The following is an 18,459-nucleotide window of genomic DNA, read 5'->3' as shown; positions in this document are numbered from 1 at the left end:
CTTTATGCCCGGTGCCAACCGGGCAGTCTTCAAGGAGCAGGACCATGACCATCATTTCCCAGGCGACGGCCATCGACGGCTACCGCTGGCTGAAGAACGACATTATCCGCGGCGTCTATCACCCGGATGAGAAGCTGCGCATGAGCCTGCTGACGTCACGGTATGAGCTGGGTGTCGGCCCGCTGCGCGAAGCGCTGTCGCAGCTGGTTGCCGAGGGGCTGGTCACGGTCATTAACCAGAAAGGCTACCGGGTGGCACCCATGTCCGAACAGGAGCTGCTCGATATCTTTGACGCCCGCGCCAACATGGAGGCGATGCTGGTCCGCCTTGCCATCGAACGCGGTGGCGAAGAGTGGGAAGCGGAATTGCTCGCCCGGGCACACCTGCTGAACAAGCTGGAATCCCGCGACGCCAGCGAGACGATGCTGGACGAGTGGGACCAGCGCCATCAGGCGTTTCATACGGCGATTGTGGCGGGGTGTGGTTCACGGTATTTGATGCAGATGCGGGAACGGCTGTTTGATTTGGCGGCGCGGTACCGGTATGTGTGGCTGCGCAAGACGGTTTTGTCTGTTGCGATGTTAGAAGAGAAGCATGTGGAGCATCAGAAGTTAATGGATGCGGTGCTGGCGCGGGATGCGGATAAGGCGGGGGAACTGATGTATCAGCATTTGTTGACGCCGATTCCGATAATTCGGGGGGCGATGGGGGACAGTACATATATCTAACCTGATTATGATTTATATTTCCTGATTGATGAAAACTGCCTGATACAGTTTCACTTAAGTTTAGTGCGTATTGTTCTTATGGTTAATGCTTGTAAAATGACCATCAGGATGACATTAACAATACGCAGAGGGACTTATGCAGCACTGTATCAATAAACTTTCTTCAAATATGCTGGTCGGATTTGACCTGACTCCTTTCACTATCGCCCCCTCTTACAATCACAAGCGAAAAATTCAGGCCTCTTTGCGCTCAAATAAATGCTTACGACTCCACCGTAATAAATAAAGGAGTTCTGCGATGATAACAGTAAACAGAGGCTGTATTGTTCATGGTAAAAACGTCGGGCTTGATGGTGATAAAACGTCGACGGGCGCAACCTGTTACGCAAGCCGAACTGGGTTTTCAGTGATGGGAAAACTCCAGCTCTATATCGGAGATAAAACTTCCCCCTGCCCCAAATGTGGAAAACCAGGCGTTATTGCAGCAGGTGATGTCAGACAGTCAAATATGGGGACAGCCGTTGCCGTAGATGGTTCCCCGGTTGTCTGCGGTTGCCCTGCCGGAACAAATTTCCTGATTGCTCCAGCCACAGTTGAAGTTGATTCTCCTTCATGGGCTGATACATCTGTCGAACCGGAACAGCATGCTCAAAGGATGAAAAAGCAAAATCGATTTGCTGGCACCTGCAGGCCAGAAGATAACGCGCTGTTGAACGGCGTGTATATCTGGACTGAAACCAAAAACGCAGGTCATGCTTTCGTTTCGGTGCATGAGGATAACAATATCTACCTCTACACATACGGGCGTTACGGAAGAACCGATCCCGGAGGGTTTGCTGGGGATGGTATTCTTAACTTCCTGGGAGACGAAGACGCAAGGGTTTACTATCGTTCTGAATTGTATCAAATGGATGCCCGTGTCTTTCGCATAGACGACGCAGATCCTGCGAGGACAAGACATTTTTTTGAAGACCTGTGGAACAACAGCAAGCCTGCTATCCAAACGTCAAACATGCCTGAAACGACCAGAAGAAGAGGCCGTACTATTAACGGTTATGATGTGACAGGTAGTAACTGTACTACTCATTCGGTGGCAGGCATTAAATTTGCTGGTTCGACAGTCTTCGAGCATGGGTACATATCAACGGCGACACAACTCCCTATCGAAGCTGAGGAAGACTTCACCATTCCGGTGTCTCTGCAAAAATTCCTCATCGCAAAAGGTAGTGATATGTCCTCAATGCTTGTCGTTGAGATGACAAGCGCATTCAAAGAGCAATATCCAAACTCAGGCAACTTGCAACCCTTTCAGGAAACTCGCGGCGGTGTGATTCAGCATGTCGCAGCGGAATCCGCAGCCACTGGAGATTCATTATCTCCGTATTCAGGCGGCACAATGGGCGGCGTATTAGGTGGATCTTATGACAATGACAAGTAGAACCAAAACTCTTATCCGATGGGGCGGAATCTGCCTTGTATCGCTTTGCTACTTCTTCGGGTTGGCGCTGGCAACGTTGTCATTTTCTGCTTTCAGCGAAAATGAAAGTATGCAGTTTTCTAATCCTGTACCGTTGAATGAATACCATGCTTCTATTGATTCTATCCTGCAAGCTACTGATATAGTTTTTGATGCTGCAATTTACGGGTTTGCGATTTGCGTACCACTCATTCTGCTTATTTTTAAGAAGGTAAGATGATGTGGATGTAATGTAACGTTTCTTAATTGAGCAAACCTCTTCATATTCACTAAATAAGTTATTTTCAAAGGCTGGTAAGTACCAGCCTTTTTTATTCAAGGTCATTGACTAAGACAATGATTATTACACCAACAACCATTCACAACATTAATATTTAAAAGCAGCCAAATAACGCTTATTACGTTTTATATTAATCTGGACTTATTTTTATTTACTGGTTAGATTTACAGGTGTTATTTAACGCAATACGGGCATGCGCCAACATGCCCGTATCGCTCATCACAATCACTATTTAGAGAGAATAGTAACCATGACTGATATCGATTGTATTGCAGAATCACTGCAACCAGAAGTCTTTGCCGCTGACGACCGGGTATTTACCGTAAGTTATGCGACGCGGTATGGAGATTACACCCGCATCCCGGCGTTTATTATGAAAGGCCTATGGCTCAATGAAGCCGGGTTCAGCACCGGAACGAAGGTGGATGTGAAGGTGATGAAGGGCTGCATGATACTGACATCCCGGCAGGGAGAGCCGGAGATTGAAAAGCTGATGCGTGAAGTGAGCCAACTGTCGGACCAGAAGCAACAGCAGGTGATGGACTTTGTTGGGGTGATCTCCGGGAAGCTTCGAAAGGCTCAATAAGCGGTTGAATAATTAAGGCGCCGGTGGGCGCCTTTTTTATTGGTTGCGAAAGGCTGTCAGGTAAAACGAAAGGCTCCCTGAAAACATACCGGGTGCCCTGGATGTATTACCTTAAGGACTGAGCAACCCAGCGAAGTAATTCAATTAAGGAGTACTGCCCAAAGAGTTCTCCCTCATTTGTCACCCAGATCGGGAAAAACAGCAGCAGGCAAACAGTAAGCAGGCTGGTGAGAAGAAGGCTCACAAACCAACCGCTACGTAAAATCTTCTGATTAACCGCCCACTTAGCCAGATGCTGGCCCATTCGCCAGCGGACCCAGCCCCTGCGCCATAAATACCCCACGAAAGAGATAACAACGGCAGCGATGGCAATAAACAAGCCACAGTAACGCGCCAGTACTTCCAGGGAAGCGAGTAAATTATGCTGATTATCCCAGCGCAGGAACGGCGTAAGATAGACCCGTCCTGTCGCAATGTCGCTGAACCAGATATCGCCATAAGCGGTATAAACAGATAGATAATGACAGCGCTGAAGAGTGCCCACTTCACCACCGACCAGTTTTGCACAGCCTGCGTAACGGCTTGCAGGCTGGTCAGGGCTTCATCAATATAGGTCGTAGTCACTCCACGATTCATCGCTTCGCGGAGCATATCCCCGGATTTACCCTTGCGGTTCGCATCCAGCATCTCCTGATGGGCTTCCGATTCCATAAAGGTGGCCACCGTTTTACGGCTACACGCCGCAACAAGCGGATTCAGCAATTTCCCTCTGGTGGTTCGATAGACAAGCTCGTTAAGATCGTTTTTTAGCATCAACTCAACGACATGTCCCGCATCCAGTATCTGCGGATGACGACCGTAAACGATCCATTTCACAGGCTGTTCAGCAAGCTGGGCCTGGCGCAGCTAACTCGTAAATCGGGCAAAGGGTACGCTGGCGTTGTAGATAAAATTAACGTTACGCAAACCCTCATCAATACTGGAATCTGCCAGCTCAACGGCGCCATAACTCGCCAGTTCCGGGATGCCCGCTTTGTAGAGGCCATCTTTAATAAACGTCGGCACATCCTCACGATGATAGATCAGCTGGTAACGAGGCACGGCAATACTGGCCAGCCGGGTAATGCGGGTTGTTTCGCCTGTTCCCTCACAGGGTGAACAGCGCTGGTTTCCCGAACCGCTACAGTGGCCGCAGTTCACCTTACCGCCTGTGCAGGTGTAGCACATCCGGTAATGGCTCTCCGTGCGATACTGATTGGTGTAGTGATCGAAATGGCTACGCTGTTCCAGCACCTGCCCGCTTCCACCACAGGTGGTGCAGCTCACGCGTCCAGTACCATAGCACCAGGAGCAATTGACCTGCCCGCGTCCATTACAGTTAGTGCAGTTTTCAGTTAAACAGAGGTGCGTTGGGTGGGAATAGATTTCCTGCTCTTTTTCAAGTGCCCCGTACGGCTGGGAAAGCACCAGCGCCTGAGCTTCACGCAGTGTTTCTGCCCGGGACAAGACCGCGCTGGTTTCAGCCTGAAGCGCCTCGGCGTACTGGAAAGTACTGGTAAAAACGCGGGTGCCGCTCCCGGCGCTGACTCTTCCTACCTGCGTGTGATCTGTCGTCTCAATGCGAAAATGGAGACTTAAGTTAATCTGGTAGTCAAAATCGATTTTTTCGACCAGTTCCAGGTCAAGATTATCTGGCTGTAGCCTCGTAGAACGCTCCACGAAGTTTTGAATAGTTATAGAGCACGTATCCAGCCACGCGTCTTTCATCTTTATTACCTGAATTGAGAGTTGTTATCGGCAGAATGATATGGCTTTGCCCGGGTTAGGCAACTACTAATAAACGGAGTTGGGGAGGATAAAATGCGGGGTGTTTGGCGTATATAAAATGCAAGGTAATGAGCCTGAGGTAATTACTTGATTAGCGTTGATGGTTAATTTTTTATTTAGTGAAGCCTCTGGATGAGTTAAAAACGCCCCGTAAGTTAAATATTATTATTAATTCCTGACTGCTCCGGCTATTTAGCATGGGAACGACTGTCGGAGTGAAGATGATGAAGGTCTACCTGATTCTGATGCCCCTGAAAGCGCCGATGGTCGCCATTTAGTGATGTCAGTCAACCAGCGCACAACTTTTCATTTGCAGCCGTTCACAAATTCATCAAATCCATTGATTCACGGTTTACATCACCTTTCATTTGTTATGTGATCTCGTTACAGGTTTCGGTAGTTAGCTACCTCCCCCACCGTAACAGGATTTCATTGATGGATTTTTACCAGGCTGACCCTACGCTGGAGAACTACTGGCGCGGGGTGATTCTTTTTGGAAAGAACGTCGCATCGTACAAGTTCGCGCTTGCCCATGCCCTGTATGAGATCGATAAGACAGACAGCGACCTCATCACCCTCGATGAACTCGCCGTGCCGTTCAGCCGCCATCTTTGCGAACATCTGAAACACGCCCCAAAGCAGATCACCTCGAGCCGTAGCCAGTTCCTGGAAACCTGCGTGCAGTTTAATAACAATGAGATTTCTCATAACCAGCTGATTGAAACCACGGTGCGGCGAGGCTTTGCCAACGTGATTGATGCCTTCCACAATGTGAATGGCGGCGAGATCGAAAAACGTTTTTTCATCGATGAGCGTAAAACCCATAACGGCATCCGCCTGACGGATAATTTCTTCCATCTGGGCGAGCGTCTGCAGTATCAGAACCTGGCATTTGAAACCACTGCGCGCTGGAACCTGGTCGAACAAGCCTGGGCGATGGGCGTTTCCCACAACCTTGTTGGCGTGGAGTTCGATGAAGACAATCAGTTGCTGTTCAGTCGCGTGAATGCGCGCCGGGTTGATATCACCAGCTGTCGCGACAGTTTAAACGGCTACCAGAAAGGACGCTGCTTCTACTGTTTCAAACCTATCAGCCTCACGCCTGGCGATCCTGACCTGGCTGACGTTGACCACTTTATTCCGTGGGCGGCACGCGATGAAGTCGCCAATATCAATGGCGTGTGGAATCTGGTGCTGGCCTGCAAATGCTGCAATCGCGGCGTAGAGGGTAAATCTGCTCGCCTGCCGAGAAGTAGACTCCTGGAACGGTTAAATGCCCGCAACGAGTATTTTATCCAGAGTAAACTTCCACTGCATGAAACCATTGTCCAGCAGACCGGAAAGCAGCCTGCCACGCGGAAAAAATTTCTTGAAAATAACTGGAACGCTGCCAAAGTGAGGCTGTTCCATACCTGGGAACCGAAAGCCGAAGGCGAGGCCATATTCTAATGACGCTTAAATACTATCAGGACAATGCGCAGACCTTCTTCGACGGAACGGTAAATGTCGATATGTCCTCGCTCTACGAGACCTTTACCAAACATCTTGCTCCGGGGGCTCGTGTGCTGGATGCAGGGTGTGGTTCAGGGCGTGATGCGAAGGCGTTTCTGGAAATGGGATATCAGGTGGAAGCGTTTGATGCGTCCTCTGCGATGGTTGAGCTGGCGCGGGAGCATACAGGGTTGCCGGTTCAGGTGATGACCTTTGCGGATGTGGACTGGAAGGAAGAGTTTGACGGGATTTGGTGCTGTGCTTCGCTGTTGCATGTCCCCTCGCTTGAGCTTCTAGGGGTAATGCGGAAGCTTGTGGATGCGCTTAAGCCTGGCGGGGTTTGGTATGTGTCGTTTAAGTATGGGGCTGGGGAGCGAGAAGTTGATGGTCGGCGGTTTACGGATGTAAATGAGGTGGAATTGCGAGCTTTGGTGGTACATGTTGCGGAGCTTAAGGTAGATAAGGTTTGGATGACGCGAGATAAAAGGCCGATGCGTAATGAAGTTTGGGTTAATGCGGTATTGATGAGGGGTTAACCGACACATGGCTGGCAAGTTTCTCATGATTTGCTGATTAGCCTGTACACATCTTTCTCTTCAACAAAAGGCACTTGCAAAGATTACGGTCTGGTCCTGATTCTATGCCTGCATAGTTTGATATGTTGGGTCTTGCGCTTATAAAAGTATGTCATCTTAGTAAAAAAATCCTTTTAAACAAAAAGATAAGGGATTATAACTATGAACCTCCTAAAATCATTGTTACTATATAACAATTAATGAGGATTCCATGAAAACAACGTTATACAAAGATTTTACCTTTGAGGCAGCACATCATCTGCCATACGTACCTGAAGGTCATAAATGTGGACGCTTGCACGGGCATTCTTTTGTCGTGCGTCTTGAGATCACTGGTGAAGTCGATAAGTACACCGGTTGGATCATTGATTTTGCCGAGCTAAAAGCGATCTTTAAGCCCACATTAGAACGACTGGATCACTTTTATCTCAATGATATTCCTGGTCTAGAAAATCCAACCAGCGAAGTACTAGCCGAATGGATTTGGAATCAGGTTAAGCCACAGTTGCCGATTCTTAGTGCCGTGGTGGTAAAAGAGACATGTACCGCGGGGTGTATCTATCGGGGCGAATAACGATTCGTTTAGATAGCTAGTTGCCACCTCTCTCTGCTGTCTAAACGTTTCAATCATTGTTAAAAGATGATCTTCCTTCGAATAATGCTACAAGAATACTTCACATATTAAATTAAATAATGAAATTTAAATTTATGACGATTTTTAATTGCTTTCACTTAACCTAAGCAAAAGGATTATCATGCTAAAAAAGTTCAGTTTATAATTAAATTCATCCATTAAAAACCTTTAATATCAGTATGTTAATTTAATGCTTTTACTTATTTGTGAAATAGCTAAAAATTTTTGATCATTTTACTTGAATATGAGATTTATCTCAGTACTCTGTCCTTATCCACGTAATTTTTGCATCTCTATCTTTATCTCTTGGACAGAGAGAAATTTGCCTTTACATTCATACCTGTTCATTTTGCATGCAAAATTACATATATAAAGTATTTTTCAAGGGCTATGAGGATGAGCATACTACCCATCGGGTCGTTGGTTACTTCTGACTATTTTGACGGCATCGGCAAAATCACCAGTGTTTCTATTGACTTAAATTGTGCCTCTGTTGCATTTTTTGAGTCTCCCGCCAAGCCCTACGCTCGACATATTGATATTAACCTAGAGGCATTAACTCTAACGATTCCGCACGAAGAAGCTGTGATTTATTGTCTTGAATCACGAACCCAACGCTGGGCACGTGCACGCTTTGGTGGATCTCGGCCCAATGGGGATTTTCTGGTCATCTTCCGTGAAGAAGAGTCAGAAACTCTTCCGATCGATAGAATTTTTATCCTCAATAAAGCACCTGATGCCCCCGTTAATCCAGCGCATTTTCTTGCACATCAGGCTAATGATGCCCCATTTTTCTTCCCTCGCCGTCAATCCTTTATTAAAACGTATATCCAACAGCGAGCATCATGTAGGGGAATGGCTTCTCTCTCAAGCAGCGCAGTTGAACTTGAACCACATCAATTAGCCGTTGTAAGGCGAGTTCTACAAGATAAAACGCCGAAATACATTCTGGCGGATGAAGTAGGCCTCGGAAAAACCATTGAAGCTGGTATGGTTATTCGTGAACATGCCTTGGAAGAAGCCGGGCATGTCAGTATGCTTATTGCCGTGCCAGGCCAACTCTTGAGCCAGTGGCGAGAAGAATTAGGCGAACGTTTTCAGCTGAAACAGTTGCTTGTGGATGTCTCAACGATGCTCTCCTTGTTAAGACAAGATGGCGCTGCTCAAGGAATTGTTATTTGTAGTTATTCTGAAGCCTGCCTTCTTCTGGATAGAGGGTTCTCACCTTCCCTGATGACCATTGATGAAGTCCACCAAATTGCCGACTGGCCGTGGTCTATGGACGAAGACCAGCGTGATGATTTCAAACTGATGTCACAAGCATGCCAGAAGGCACATTACGCGTTGCTTCTCACCGGAACGCCACTGCATGGTCATGAGCGTAACTTCCTGTCGATGCTGCACTGTATCAACCCGGAAGCTTTCCAGATTAATGAAAACCACCTGCATGCATTCACCCAACTTGTGAAAAATCGTGAAAGCCTTGGCGGCGTTTTCTCTTCTCTGGTTCCATCAGTGTCTAATATTAGTCTTCGCCGTAACCTTGATGAAGTTCTGGTGCAATTTCCCGACGACCATCAGTTGGCAACGTTATGCCAGGAACTGTTTCCACTAATCGGGCGATTTTCTCAGCCAACACCTGAACGTGAAGCGGGCATTAAAGCGATACGACTGCATCTTGGCGAGCATTACCGTATTCACCACCGTCTGCTGAGAAATCGTCGTCAGGTTGCACTAAGTCAGGATGAAAGCAAAAACCTGAATCTGGATCTTCTCTTCCCAGGTCTGAATGGCGTGATGGAATCTCACTGGCAAACCGAGGGACTGACCCTGGATGAATTGCTGGAAGAGTATCGCTCCATAGCCGTACTGCCGCAAAACCAGCATTGGTCGTTAAAAGAAGCGAACTACATCGAATGGATTGACGATCTCTTTTCCAGTCCGATATGTGTTCTGCAGCGGGCAAAAGCCATTCTCACAGCGTCAAAGGGGCTGCCCCTGGATGAGCAAGCCTTACTGGAACACATTGTCTCGACGGCGAAAAATGAGCAACAGGCTATCGACAATATGTTGGCCGCCTCGCTTAATGACTGGCTACAGCAATTTCCTGATGGCAAAGCAATTGTCTTCTGCGATCGCCCTGAACTGGCGCAGCACCTGTCAGTCAAGATGAGTATTCTGCTGGACTACCCAATAGAACGCTATCAGCCAGACCAACCACTGCGGTTCACTCAAGCGCAAAGCCCCGTTCGGGTACTATTGTGTGATAGAAGCGGCGAGGATGGGCTAAATCTCCACGGTGGACGTCGTCTGGCCGTTCACTATGGTTTACCACGCTCCTGCAGTCGGATTGAGCAACGTCTGGGCCGTCTTAACCGTTATAGCGCCAACCTCCGTGGTATCAAACCGGTTCAAAGCCTGATACTAAAAAACCATGTGACCGATAGCTTACGCAATCAGTGGGCCGACATTCTGGTGAACAGCATTGGGGTGTTCAACAACACAATAGCCAGCCTGCAATTCGTGCTGGATGACTATATCGGTGATGTCTGGCGCAGGCTTTATAATGAAGGACCACAACTTCTTGAAAAAATTGCCAAAGAACTGCCCGGCGAGCAGGGCATCCTGACAAAAGAAACGAACAAAATCAACATGCAGGAAAAACTGCTAGCGATGGATGAAGATGTCGCCCAGGCCGCGCTTTTCGCACAGCAGTTAAGCAATGATGACCTTAACGCAGTGGAACAATGCAAAGCACTTACTCCCTGGATCACTCAGGGATTACGTTTCCGCCCCTCCGGAAATGCGGAAGAAGGAATGCGCTTTCGATTTGAGCTAGCCGAGCGCAGTTCCGGGACATTAGTGGATTTCAAAACATTCTTGACAACCTGCATGCTCAGCTTCGACAAGGAGGGAGGCAATCCACCATCTACCCATTTGATGAGTGCAGAACGTATCCCTGCAATTGACGGGACAACGATTTATCCTTTGCGTTACGGTCAGCCTTTCGTCGATGCGATCTGGCAGTTATTGAATCAGGACGCCCGTGGCAGTTCGGTGGCTATGCTACGTATGATTAACGCAGAACTGAATGAACCTCGCTACTTTTTCCAGATGAGTTGGCTCATTACCGGCTGTGATCCCCTAAGCCCTTATTCCACTCTTCGTCAATGCGATGAACTGGAACCACCACGCATCGTTGAGGAGTGGGTGGCTGCCGACGGTTCTCAGGTGACGAATCCACAACTGCTTGGGATGCTGAACAGCGAGTACAGTAAGACTCCTTCCGCCACAAAAAGCTATGTGGACCTCAACCTGCGGTCCACAAGATGGCAAGAAATTGAAGAGCTGATTTCCGCCGATGCATGGAAAGAACAGGTTGAGCAGGTATATGATAAAGCGCTGCAAAAACAACGAGATTTGGCTGCATCCAACTCTTATATCCAGCTTATGTCGGTAAAAGCGATCATTCTCTGTAGCAGCAATATCTTATCTGGAGTCGCCTAATGACGGAACAATGGTCACGCCTGCAGTTTGCGCTAACCACCTATTTTACCGATGACGTTACCTTCAAAGAGGGGATTGAAAACCCCTTCTTTCAGCGGTTAATGAACATCATCATCGACCCTTCTGCGGGCCTGAATGATATTTTTGCCGGCTATGCCGATGCACTTCGCACTGCACAGGCGAGCGGCATCGAAGATCCTTGGTTGCCTTCTCCACCGACTATGACGGAGAAACCAGACCCACTTTGGGGGCTGGAAAAATCCGTCGTGGGACAGACGCTGTCACTCTCTGCTGAATCGGACCTGACGAGCACCCAAGCCACTTACCAGCGCAGAACCCGACGTAACTTATTACAACCGGAAATGGATCCTGCGCTGAAAAACCTGCTGGTCGACACGCCCCATACGCACTATCGTGGCTTCGGACAGCAGGCGGCAATCCGCACTCTACTCACCTCCGATATCAACAGCACCCTGGTGGTGAATCTCCCCACCAGTTGTGGCAAGAGCCTGATCACGCAAATCCAGGCTATTAGTGCACCATTCGGTTCGTTAACGCTGGTGATTGTCCCAACGGTCGCCCTAGCAATTGAACAAGCTGATTTTATGCGGGATATGCTACGTCAGGCCGAACAGGATCACGGAGGGAGCTATGCGTGGGTTGGCGGCCAGGATCAGACGACGCGCCAGACGCTGAAGGAACGGTTGAAAAATGGCTCACAACGTGTCCTGTTTTGTTCTCCAGAGGCGGCAAAATCGTCACTGGTTCCTGTGCTGTTTGAATTAGCGAAAAATAACTTGATTGGTGCCGTCGTTATCGACGAAGCACACCTTATAGACCAATGGGGTGCTGAATTCCGCCCTGATTTTCAGTTGATTGCACCACTTATTCGTTCATTAAAAGCACAGCCAGGATGCCGCTTTCGCACCCTGCTCCTCTCTGCAACCTGGAGCCAGAACACCCGTGATATGATTGTCGAGCAGTTCCGCGCAGATGACAGCGAACTCATCGAGATTACGGCGAATTTCCTACGCCCCGAACCCGAATACTTCGTACATGCTGAGCCAAACCCTGGTGCGCACCAGCAGCGCGTGGAGCAGTTGCTGATGACGCTTCCACGCCCGCTCATTCTCTATTGCACCACTAAGGAAGAAGCGGAAAACTGGCATCAGCGACTTCAGCAAAAGCATTACCAGCGTGTTGGCCTTTTCCATGGAGACACGGAAACCCTGGCCCGCAAAAAGCTGATTTCACAATGGGCAAGCGACCAGTTGGACATCATGATTGCCACCTCGGCATTTGGCGTAGGGATGAATAAGAGCAACGTCCGTACAGTCATTCATGCCGCCATTCCGGAAAATATTGATCGCTACTACCAGGAATGTGGGCGTGCCGGACGTGATGGTAAAGCTTGTCAGGCGCATCTGGTCTGGCACAGTGCACAGATGGAGACAGCAGAAAGCCTCTCGGTTGAAAAGCTTATTAGTGTCGAAAAAGGCTACCAGCGTTGGAAGGCGATGTTTGAACAACACCAACCCAGCGACATCGCCAGTTACAGCATCTCACTGGATACCAAGCCCGATCATATCGACTATCAGGGCGATCGAAATCAAGCCTGGAATCGTAGAACCTTACTATTGATGCAGCGTACCGGGCTGATTGAGCTGGTGTTCGCAGCCCCTGAACTGCCAGAAAACCTGCGAAAAAATGAAGAAGAAAACGCTCAGGCAGTTCACGACTGGTTTTCCCGGTACTACAACACAGTGCATATACGACACTGCAACGACTCGCACCACTCTGAAGAGTACTGGAACACCTTTGTTGATAAGGCCCGCCAGGAAGAACTGGCTAAGCGCCGCGCTGCATTCACCCTATTGAAAACTTGGATCCTCGACCCTCGCCCTCCCCTATGCCACACTCTGAGAAAATTTTATATTTATCAGCAGCATGCGCCAGAAATCACCTGCGGCGGATGCCCGGGGTGCCGGGCTCAGAGTAAAGGCGCGTTCTCCCCGACAGTCGGGGCCGATGTGGAAATTTTACGAGCGACGCCGAAGAAACGAGCGCGCTTCGTTGGTGCCGTCAGGAAAGTGTATTACAGCGATGAACTGGAAATGAGAACTCTGCTGTCAGAACTCCGCGTACCGCTTCGTCAACTGATCGGCTCTGGCGATTACGATACCATCCGGGCAGATAAGGCCGATTTCAGGCATCTGGAACGCGTCCTGGATTCCGTCTCTCGCTTCTGGTGCGTGCAAAAACTTGCCGCACCCACTTCCGACAGCGCGGAAATTGTGATTGTGGCTAACACTGCCACAGCGCTACCGGACCTACCGGCCTCGCGATATGAACGTATCATCATCGCCCCGCAGCACCTGGCCGATCCGCAGCATCCTTACAGAAAATGGTGGGAAAGCGCAGGCAACGCGCAACCCCTGGACACTTTTATCAGGCAACTACAGCATGTCAATCATCAATAACGCAAACCCAGGAAGCAGCCTGGTGCTGATCCCCTTGTTTGATCGCATTGTACAAAATGCCCAGGCACCGCTTTCCTCGGAAGCGGTTGTGGCCCGCTATCGGCCCAATAACCTGCCCGCTAACGATAACGCCTGGGGAAAAATCAGAGAGAACCTCGCCTTTTGGTGTCGACTGGGACTCTGGCCGATGGAAGAAGAGAGGATCCTGCCGCAGCCCAATGAAACTCGTCCGCTCTATCAGCGCGTGCTGCAATGCACTATTGATGCCTGCAAAGAAAAAGGTATCGCTGAAGGTAAGGAATGTGAGCCATTGTGGCGAGTGCTGACCTGTTTGATGAATCTTCAACAGCACTCATTAGGCGGCAAGGAACCGCTGGCCCCGAATATTATCACTGAAAAACTGCAAAGATGGCTTCCAACCGAAACCGTTAACTCCAATACCGAAAAGCTGGTCAGGGAATATGGACGCTATCTGGGCTTTCTGGAACTGGCGCCGGACCAGAACTACTATACCGACCCAACCCGGGCGATTCAGTGCTTTTTGCCGCAGATTTTTGGCGAACAAAAGAGCCTCTCCATTAAAACATTCATGGCCAATATGGCTGAAGTGATGCCAATGATGGACGGCGGTGAATTCCGGGTAAAAATGCAGGAGATCATGAGCGAACGCAACTGGTCTGCTCCGGAAGGTAAGAATATCAGCACCAGCACATCACTTGCGCTGCGTCGTCTGGAAATCGACCAGAAAATTCAGCTGATCGTTGGGAGCGATGACGCCTCATCATTATCGCTACAATTGCCCAATGGTGAAATTCGCCCAGTCAGCCAGGTCAGTTTCAGGGAGGCCGCACAATGAGTATCATGAACTACTGGCCGTCACTTGAGAATATCGAGCAGTGCATCCGTAACGAAGCCGAAGAATTGCAGGATGATGTGCTGCTAGCGGTACATGAGCCAATGGTGCTTACCCGTCGTGATGTTAACAACGATCAGGTAGCCCTCCGCGACGAAGACCTGTTTACGCAACTGCTCACCACCGAGCGAGCTATCCCACTCATCGGCCGTTCAGGGATGGGGAAATCACATCTGGTGCGCTGGCTTGACTGTCGTCTCAAAAGCCATCTGCATGCAAAAGGCGAACTGGCACAGTGGGAAATTGTTCGTATCCCGAAAAACGCCAGCCTGCGCCAGGTTCTGCTGCTGATCCTGAAAAATCTGCACGGCGATTTTTTTGATGATGTGCGCAAAAGCGTCGACGATGTGGCTGAACAACACTCCGCTAAAGATCTCGCTGATCTGATGCTGACCATGATGTCTCATCAATTGGAAAGCATGTATAACGAGGCGATGAAGCTCGGTCAGGAATATGAATCGCAAGGGAAAGAGATTCCAACAGAGATCGGCAATCGCCTTGATGCGATCAACGAGGAAGTTAGCAATGGTATTGGTAAACTCATTACCGATCCCAAATTCAAAGAAGACATACTTCAGCCAGGGCATTGCATCTACAGACGAGCCAGTCGCATGAGCGATGGGCTTAAAGACGGCGATGAGGATCACGATAACTACGAACTTGTACCTGACGATCTCTTTTTCCAGAAAAATATCGATGATCTGTCGTCACCTGCCCGAGAGTATATTCGCCATTCCCGCATCGATGAAGAGGGGAATGAAAGAGCCCGTATTCAGGCGGTCAGCGTTCTGAATGAAGCGATGCATGCGGCGTTAAAATCGCTGTTTGCCAAACTCTTTACCTTCAACGGCGGCAACTTCCAGGAGTTGTTCCAGCAAATTCGCAGTGAGTTGCTCGCACAAGATCGCCGCCTGGTGATCCTGGTGGAAGATATGGCAGCCATTTCGGCCATTGAAGACGTGCTGATCGACAGCCTAATCCAGGAAGGTATGCGCGATGGGGTAAAAACGCTCTGCCCGGTGCACTCAGTCATTGCAGTCACCGATAACTATCCGGGCTATAAGCGCCGCCAGGAAACGCTGATGACACGCTCAGGCTATGAGTGGAGTATTGAAAGCACCGATAGAGACAACAATGAAGAGCGGATTGTGTCTCTGTGCGGTCGTTATCTGAATGCGGCACGCCATGGCGCATCAGCCCTGAAGCAGTCGCGGGCAGAAGGTTTGGCCGACTGGCCTCCAATATGGAATGATGACGGAGCGCCGGAATGGTTGGCGGACTTTGGGACGACAGACAAACAGCAGGTTCCGCTGTTCCCGTTTAACCGCAACGCTATCCGGGCGCTGGCAAATAAAAACTGCCGCGACAGCAGCGGCCAACTGGCTTTTAACCCACGAATTGTGATCAACCGTATCCTGCTGGATATTTTACGTGATTGTCGCGTTGAGGCAGAGCACGGGGCATTCCCACCGCCAAACTTTGCCGGAATAATCACGGATCCTGAAATCCAGCATAAAATCAATCAGCTAACTACCAGCAGGACGAGCAGTGCAGCCTCTCTGGCTGCATTGTGGGGATACGGCAGTCACTCTTGGGAGGAGATTTGCCAGCAATTACCATCAGGTGTCGCCGAGGCCTTTGGTTTGAGCGAGTTAGCCGATAAAATATCTGCTAATAAAGGCAAAAACATAGATAAAAACAAAGACAAAGACAAAGACAAAGACAAAGACAAAGACAAAGACAAAGACAAAGACAAAGACAAAGACAAAGACATTTTTCCGCCACCACCACCGCCGCCGGAAAAAACGAGTCTGCCTTTTGTTAAACACCTTAAAGCCTGGGTCAACGACCAGGCAATTTTACCTCAGGATGTTGCCCGCGATCTGCGCGCAGGACTTAACAATTGCTATGAACTCTATGCCCAAGTGGAATTTTTCAGTATGGCAGAGCGGCCTTCACTGATTGAGCGTAATCCTTTGATCAGTCTGCCACTGGCGGCTTCCGATCCTTCGAACGCCATTGTAAAATTCTATGACGTCAAAGATCTCAACGATCCGCTACGCAGGATAGAGATCTACAACGTGTCGCTGGCGATTTTGCGTATCCAGCATTACGCCAACATAAGCGAAGGGCTTAGCTACACTGAAGCGATGGAAGACTACGCCCACTATGAAAACTTTGTCAGTTGGTGGGTGCCGCAGGCCACGGAGATTGCAATCAATCATGCCCGGGCGCGGAAACTGAAGCCTGCGCTACGTAATCATTACCAAAAAGCGCTGCTGCTGGGCCTGTTGACTGGCAAAGAGAATCCGGCAGAGCTCATTGATGCGCTTTGCCTGACGCAGAAAGGCGTCGGTCGAACCGAGGGTAAGAATCAAGGTCGAACAATCAAAACAAGCCCATCCGACCTCTGTTTCTACGGACTCGAAGCCAACCAGAAACCACATTCCAGCATAAAAGTGGCTGAAGCCCGGCAGACAGCGCTTCAGGGGTGGGACGAAGCCCGCGACGCATGGCTTTCTCAGGTTGCCGTCCCTGAATTAAGTTTCGGGCTCACCTCAACCCGCGCACTCGAAGCCGAAGTGCTCACCTCCGCGTTGAGAGAGATCCAGAAAGAACCGCTGGGAGCGGATGTGCAACGTGCGGCCGAGACCGTCCGTAAAGAGATCGCCTCAACGATCGAAAATGCCCAACTCTTTGAAAATATAAAAAATCAGGATGACTTCATTGGCCTCCTCGATGAGTGGCAGACGTTTATCGAAGCGGTTCGCACCCAATATTACCCTCAGGAATCCGAGCAGATCAGAAACTCATCCTGGTTGCTGGGTGAAATTGAAGCGTTAAGAGTGGATGCAGAGGCCAGCCTGAACACGCTGCTCACGCTTAATTCCCTCGTCAAACAGAAAGATGCCTTCATGCTGTGGCATGACATTTCCCATCTGGATGGTGATTACGTCAGCCGTATCGGCTTCCTTCTTGCGCAATGGCAGAACATTCAATCGAAAATCATTTTTACGCTACAGCAGGTAAACAGTAAGGGCGATGCGCCGAAACTGGAAAGGGCCCGCAAGCAGGTTGAAGAGCGACTGAAAAATCTGGCAGCTGATATCAGCGCCTCTGGGGTGAATGAATGAGTACGTTACGCCAACAGCTTGCAGAGATGCAGAAGCAACTGGACTTGAGCGTCCAGGCGAGTAAAGCCACGCAGATTATTGAGAAATGCGGCATCGTTATCTCAAAAACCGACACCGTCGCCGAGCATTATGGCCGCCTTAAATACCAATACCCGGCCCTGCAATGTCTGCCATCTGAACTGAGGGTCATTTGGAGAGAAAATCAGCGAAATGAACTCAAAAATGCGGCTAACAGCGTCAATAATCTGCTGTCGCAGTGGAGCCGCTGGCTGAATAATCAGACCCTGGTCGCAGCCGCTGCCGATACGCAAGCCTCTGATGAACCGCTGGATGAAACGCTTACAACGCAGGAACGCAAGGCCTATGACATTATTCAGAATGACTCCCTGACCAACTGCGTGAGCCAGGCGCTCAGCCTGCACCGCACGCTGAGCGACCAGCTGAAAAACGCATGGGAAGAGTGGCAGCAGATCCTGTATCAGGATATTCATGTAGACAGCAAAACCCTCGATGCTCAGCAGAAACTCGAGAAACTGAAAGAGATTGCTGACGAATACCTAAGCTTGCGCGACAAGTTTGACACCCTGATCCAGCCTTTGCCTGAGAACGGCGAGAGCGTGACAAAGATCCGGGCAATGGCGGAGCACCTGAACACCCTGCGCGGAATGATGAAAACCGACTGGCCTGAAGCGGTGCAGCACTTCCTGGATCGAATCAATGGCCCGCAGCGAAGCAAACCAACGCTGAGCACATTGACGACAGAAGTGTTTGAGTGGCTGCGGGATGAAGACATGCTGGAAGACTTTGTGATTACAAGGAAATAGTGA

The 18,459-nt window shown here is 49.5% G+C and carries 14 protein-coding genes; 12 read left to right on the top strand and 2 right to left on the bottom strand.

Annotation, left to right across the window (positions count from 1 at the left end):
- The first annotated feature begins 44 nt into the window (after positions 1-44).
- The 4 genes from csiR (at position 45) to symE (ending at position 3,071) form a co-directional block, all read left to right on the top strand.
- Positions 45-728 (top strand): DNA-binding transcriptional regulator CsiR, encoded by a 684-nt coding sequence (gene csiR / locus MXM41_RS12275; RefSeq protein ID WP_325932223.1) that lies wholly within the window; start codon positions 45-47, stop codon positions 726-728.
- Positions 729-1,026: 298 nt separating this feature from the next.
- On the top strand, positions 1,027-2,166 hold the full coding sequence (locus MXM41_RS12270) for a PAAR domain-containing protein (protein WP_325932222.1): 1,140 nt from the start codon (positions 1,027-1,029) through the stop codon (positions 2,164-2,166).
- A complete protein-coding gene (locus tag MXM41_RS12265) occupies positions 2,150-2,425 on the top strand; it encodes a hypothetical protein (protein WP_325932221.1) in 276 nt (91 codons plus the stop codon). The genes MXM41_RS12270 and MXM41_RS12265 overlap by 17 nt, the downstream gene beginning before the upstream one ends.
- A 310-nt stretch (positions 2,426-2,735) precedes the next feature.
- Complete coding sequence (gene symE, locus MXM41_RS12260; protein ID WP_325932220.1) at positions 2,736-3,071, top strand: endoribonuclease SymE; 336 nt, start codon at positions 2,736-2,738, stop codon at positions 3,069-3,071.
- A 240-nt stretch (positions 3,072-3,311) separates the two neighbouring features.
- Here the strand turns inward: symE and MXM41_RS12255 are convergent, their stop codons facing one another.
- Both MXM41_RS12255 and MXM41_RS12250 read right to left on the bottom strand, forming a co-directional pair.
- The gene (locus tag MXM41_RS12255; RefSeq protein WP_325932219.1) at positions 3,312-3,947 is read right to left on the bottom strand and encodes a hypothetical protein; all 636 of its coding nucleotides are present in this window, start codon (positions 3,945-3,947) and stop codon (positions 3,312-3,314) included.
- A gap of 30 nt (positions 3,948-3,977) precedes the next feature.
- Entirely contained in the window at positions 3,978-4,838 is an 861-nt protein-coding gene (locus tag MXM41_RS12250; protein WP_325932218.1) for a hypothetical protein, read from the bottom strand.
- Positions 4,839-5,333: 495 nt separating this feature from the next.
- On the opposite strand from MXM41_RS12250, the gene MXM41_RS12245 reads away from it, so the two are divergent.
- From MXM41_RS12245 to MXM41_RS12210, 8 genes are all read left to right on the top strand, one after another.
- Positions 5,334-6,347 carry an HNH endonuclease gene (locus tag MXM41_RS12245; protein ID WP_325932216.1) on the top strand — a complete coding sequence of 338 codons (1,014 nt, stop codon included), beginning with the start codon at positions 5,334-5,336 and terminating at the stop codon, positions 6,345-6,347.
- Entirely contained in the window at positions 6,347-6,925 is a 579-nt protein-coding gene (locus tag MXM41_RS12240; RefSeq protein ID WP_325932214.1) for a class I SAM-dependent methyltransferase, read from the top strand. Before MXM41_RS12245 ends, MXM41_RS12240 begins: the two co-directional genes overlap by 1 nt.
- Positions 6,926-7,175: 250 nt before the next feature.
- On the top strand, positions 7,176-7,538 hold the full coding sequence (gene queD / locus MXM41_RS12235) for a 6-carboxytetrahydropterin synthase QueD (protein WP_325932212.1): 363 nt from the start codon (positions 7,176-7,178) through the stop codon (positions 7,536-7,538).
- Positions 7,539-7,994: 456 nt separating this feature from the next.
- The gene (gene dpdE, locus MXM41_RS12230; protein ID WP_325932210.1) at positions 7,995-11,105 is read left to right on the top strand and encodes a protein DpdE; all 3,111 of its coding nucleotides are present in this window, start codon (positions 7,995-7,997) and stop codon (positions 11,103-11,105) included.
- The gene (dpdF, locus tag MXM41_RS12225) at positions 11,105-13,585 is read left to right on the top strand and encodes a protein DpdF (RefSeq protein ID WP_325932208.1); all 2,481 of its coding nucleotides are present in this window, start codon (positions 11,105-11,107) and stop codon (positions 13,583-13,585) included. Before dpdE ends, dpdF begins: the two co-directional genes overlap by 1 nt.
- Positions 13,569-14,441 carry a protein DpdG gene (gene dpdG, locus MXM41_RS12220; RefSeq protein ID WP_325932207.1) on the top strand — a complete coding sequence of 291 codons (873 nt, stop codon included), beginning with the start codon at positions 13,569-13,571 and terminating at the stop codon, positions 14,439-14,441. The genes dpdF and dpdG overlap by 17 nt, the downstream gene beginning before the upstream one ends.
- The gene (dpdH, locus tag MXM41_RS12215; protein WP_325932205.1) at positions 14,438-17,632 is read left to right on the top strand and encodes a protein DpdH; all 3,195 of its coding nucleotides are present in this window, start codon (positions 14,438-14,440) and stop codon (positions 17,630-17,632) included. The genes dpdG and dpdH overlap by 4 nt, the downstream gene beginning before the upstream one ends.
- Positions 17,629-18,456 carry a hypothetical protein gene (locus tag MXM41_RS12210; RefSeq protein WP_325932203.1) on the top strand — a complete coding sequence of 276 codons (828 nt, stop codon included), beginning with the start codon at positions 17,629-17,631 and terminating at the stop codon, positions 18,454-18,456. Before dpdH ends, MXM41_RS12210 begins: the two co-directional genes overlap by 4 nt.
- The last annotated feature ends 3 nt before the right edge of the window (positions 18,457-18,459 follow it).

The organism is Leclercia adecarboxylata, from assembly GCF_035787115.1.
GTDB lineage: Bacteria > Pseudomonadota > Gammaproteobacteria > Enterobacterales > Enterobacteriaceae > Enterobacter > Enterobacter adecarboxylatus_E.
Note: the sequence above shows the minus strand (reverse complement) of the source record. Positions and strands in the feature narration are given on the sequence as shown.

Excerpts from the sequence above, each read along its gene's own strand:
- MXM41_RS12210 (WP_325932203.1), top strand. The coding sequence starts at position 17,629 with ATGAGTACGTTACGCCAACAGCTTGCAGAGATGCAGAAGCAACTGGAC.
- csiR (WP_325932223.1), top strand. The coding sequence starts at position 45 with ATGACCATCATTTCCCAGGCGACGGCCATCGACGGCTACCGCTGGCTG.
- MXM41_RS12245 (WP_325932216.1), top strand. The coding sequence starts at position 5,334 with ATGGATTTTTACCAGGCTGACCCTACGCTGGAGAACTACTGGCGCGGG.
- MXM41_RS12250 (WP_325932218.1), bottom strand. The coding sequence starts at position 4,838 with ATGAAAGACGCGTGGCTGGATACGTGCTCTATAACTATTCAAAACTTC.
- dpdF (WP_325932208.1), top strand. The coding sequence starts at position 11,105 with ATGACGGAACAATGGTCACGCCTGCAGTTTGCGCTAACCACCTATTTT.
- MXM41_RS12265 (WP_325932221.1), top strand. The coding sequence starts at position 2,150 with ATGACAATGACAAGTAGAACCAAAACTCTTATCCGATGGGGCGGAATC.
- MXM41_RS12270 (WP_325932222.1), top strand. The coding sequence starts at position 1,027 with ATGATAACAGTAAACAGAGGCTGTATTGTTCATGGTAAAAACGTCGGG.
- queD (WP_325932212.1), top strand. The coding sequence starts at position 7,176 with ATGAAAACAACGTTATACAAAGATTTTACCTTTGAGGCAGCACATCAT.
- MXM41_RS12240 (WP_325932214.1), top strand. The coding sequence starts at position 6,347 with ATGACGCTTAAATACTATCAGGACAATGCGCAGACCTTCTTCGACGGA.
- symE (WP_325932220.1), top strand. The coding sequence starts at position 2,736 with ATGACTGATATCGATTGTATTGCAGAATCACTGCAACCAGAAGTCTTT.
- dpdE (WP_325932210.1), top strand. The coding sequence starts at position 7,995 with ATGAGCATACTACCCATCGGGTCGTTGGTTACTTCTGACTATTTTGAC.
- dpdG (WP_325932207.1), top strand. The coding sequence starts at position 13,569 with ATGTCAATCATCAATAACGCAAACCCAGGAAGCAGCCTGGTGCTGATC.
- dpdH (WP_325932205.1), top strand. The coding sequence starts at position 14,438 with ATGAGTATCATGAACTACTGGCCGTCACTTGAGAATATCGAGCAGTGC.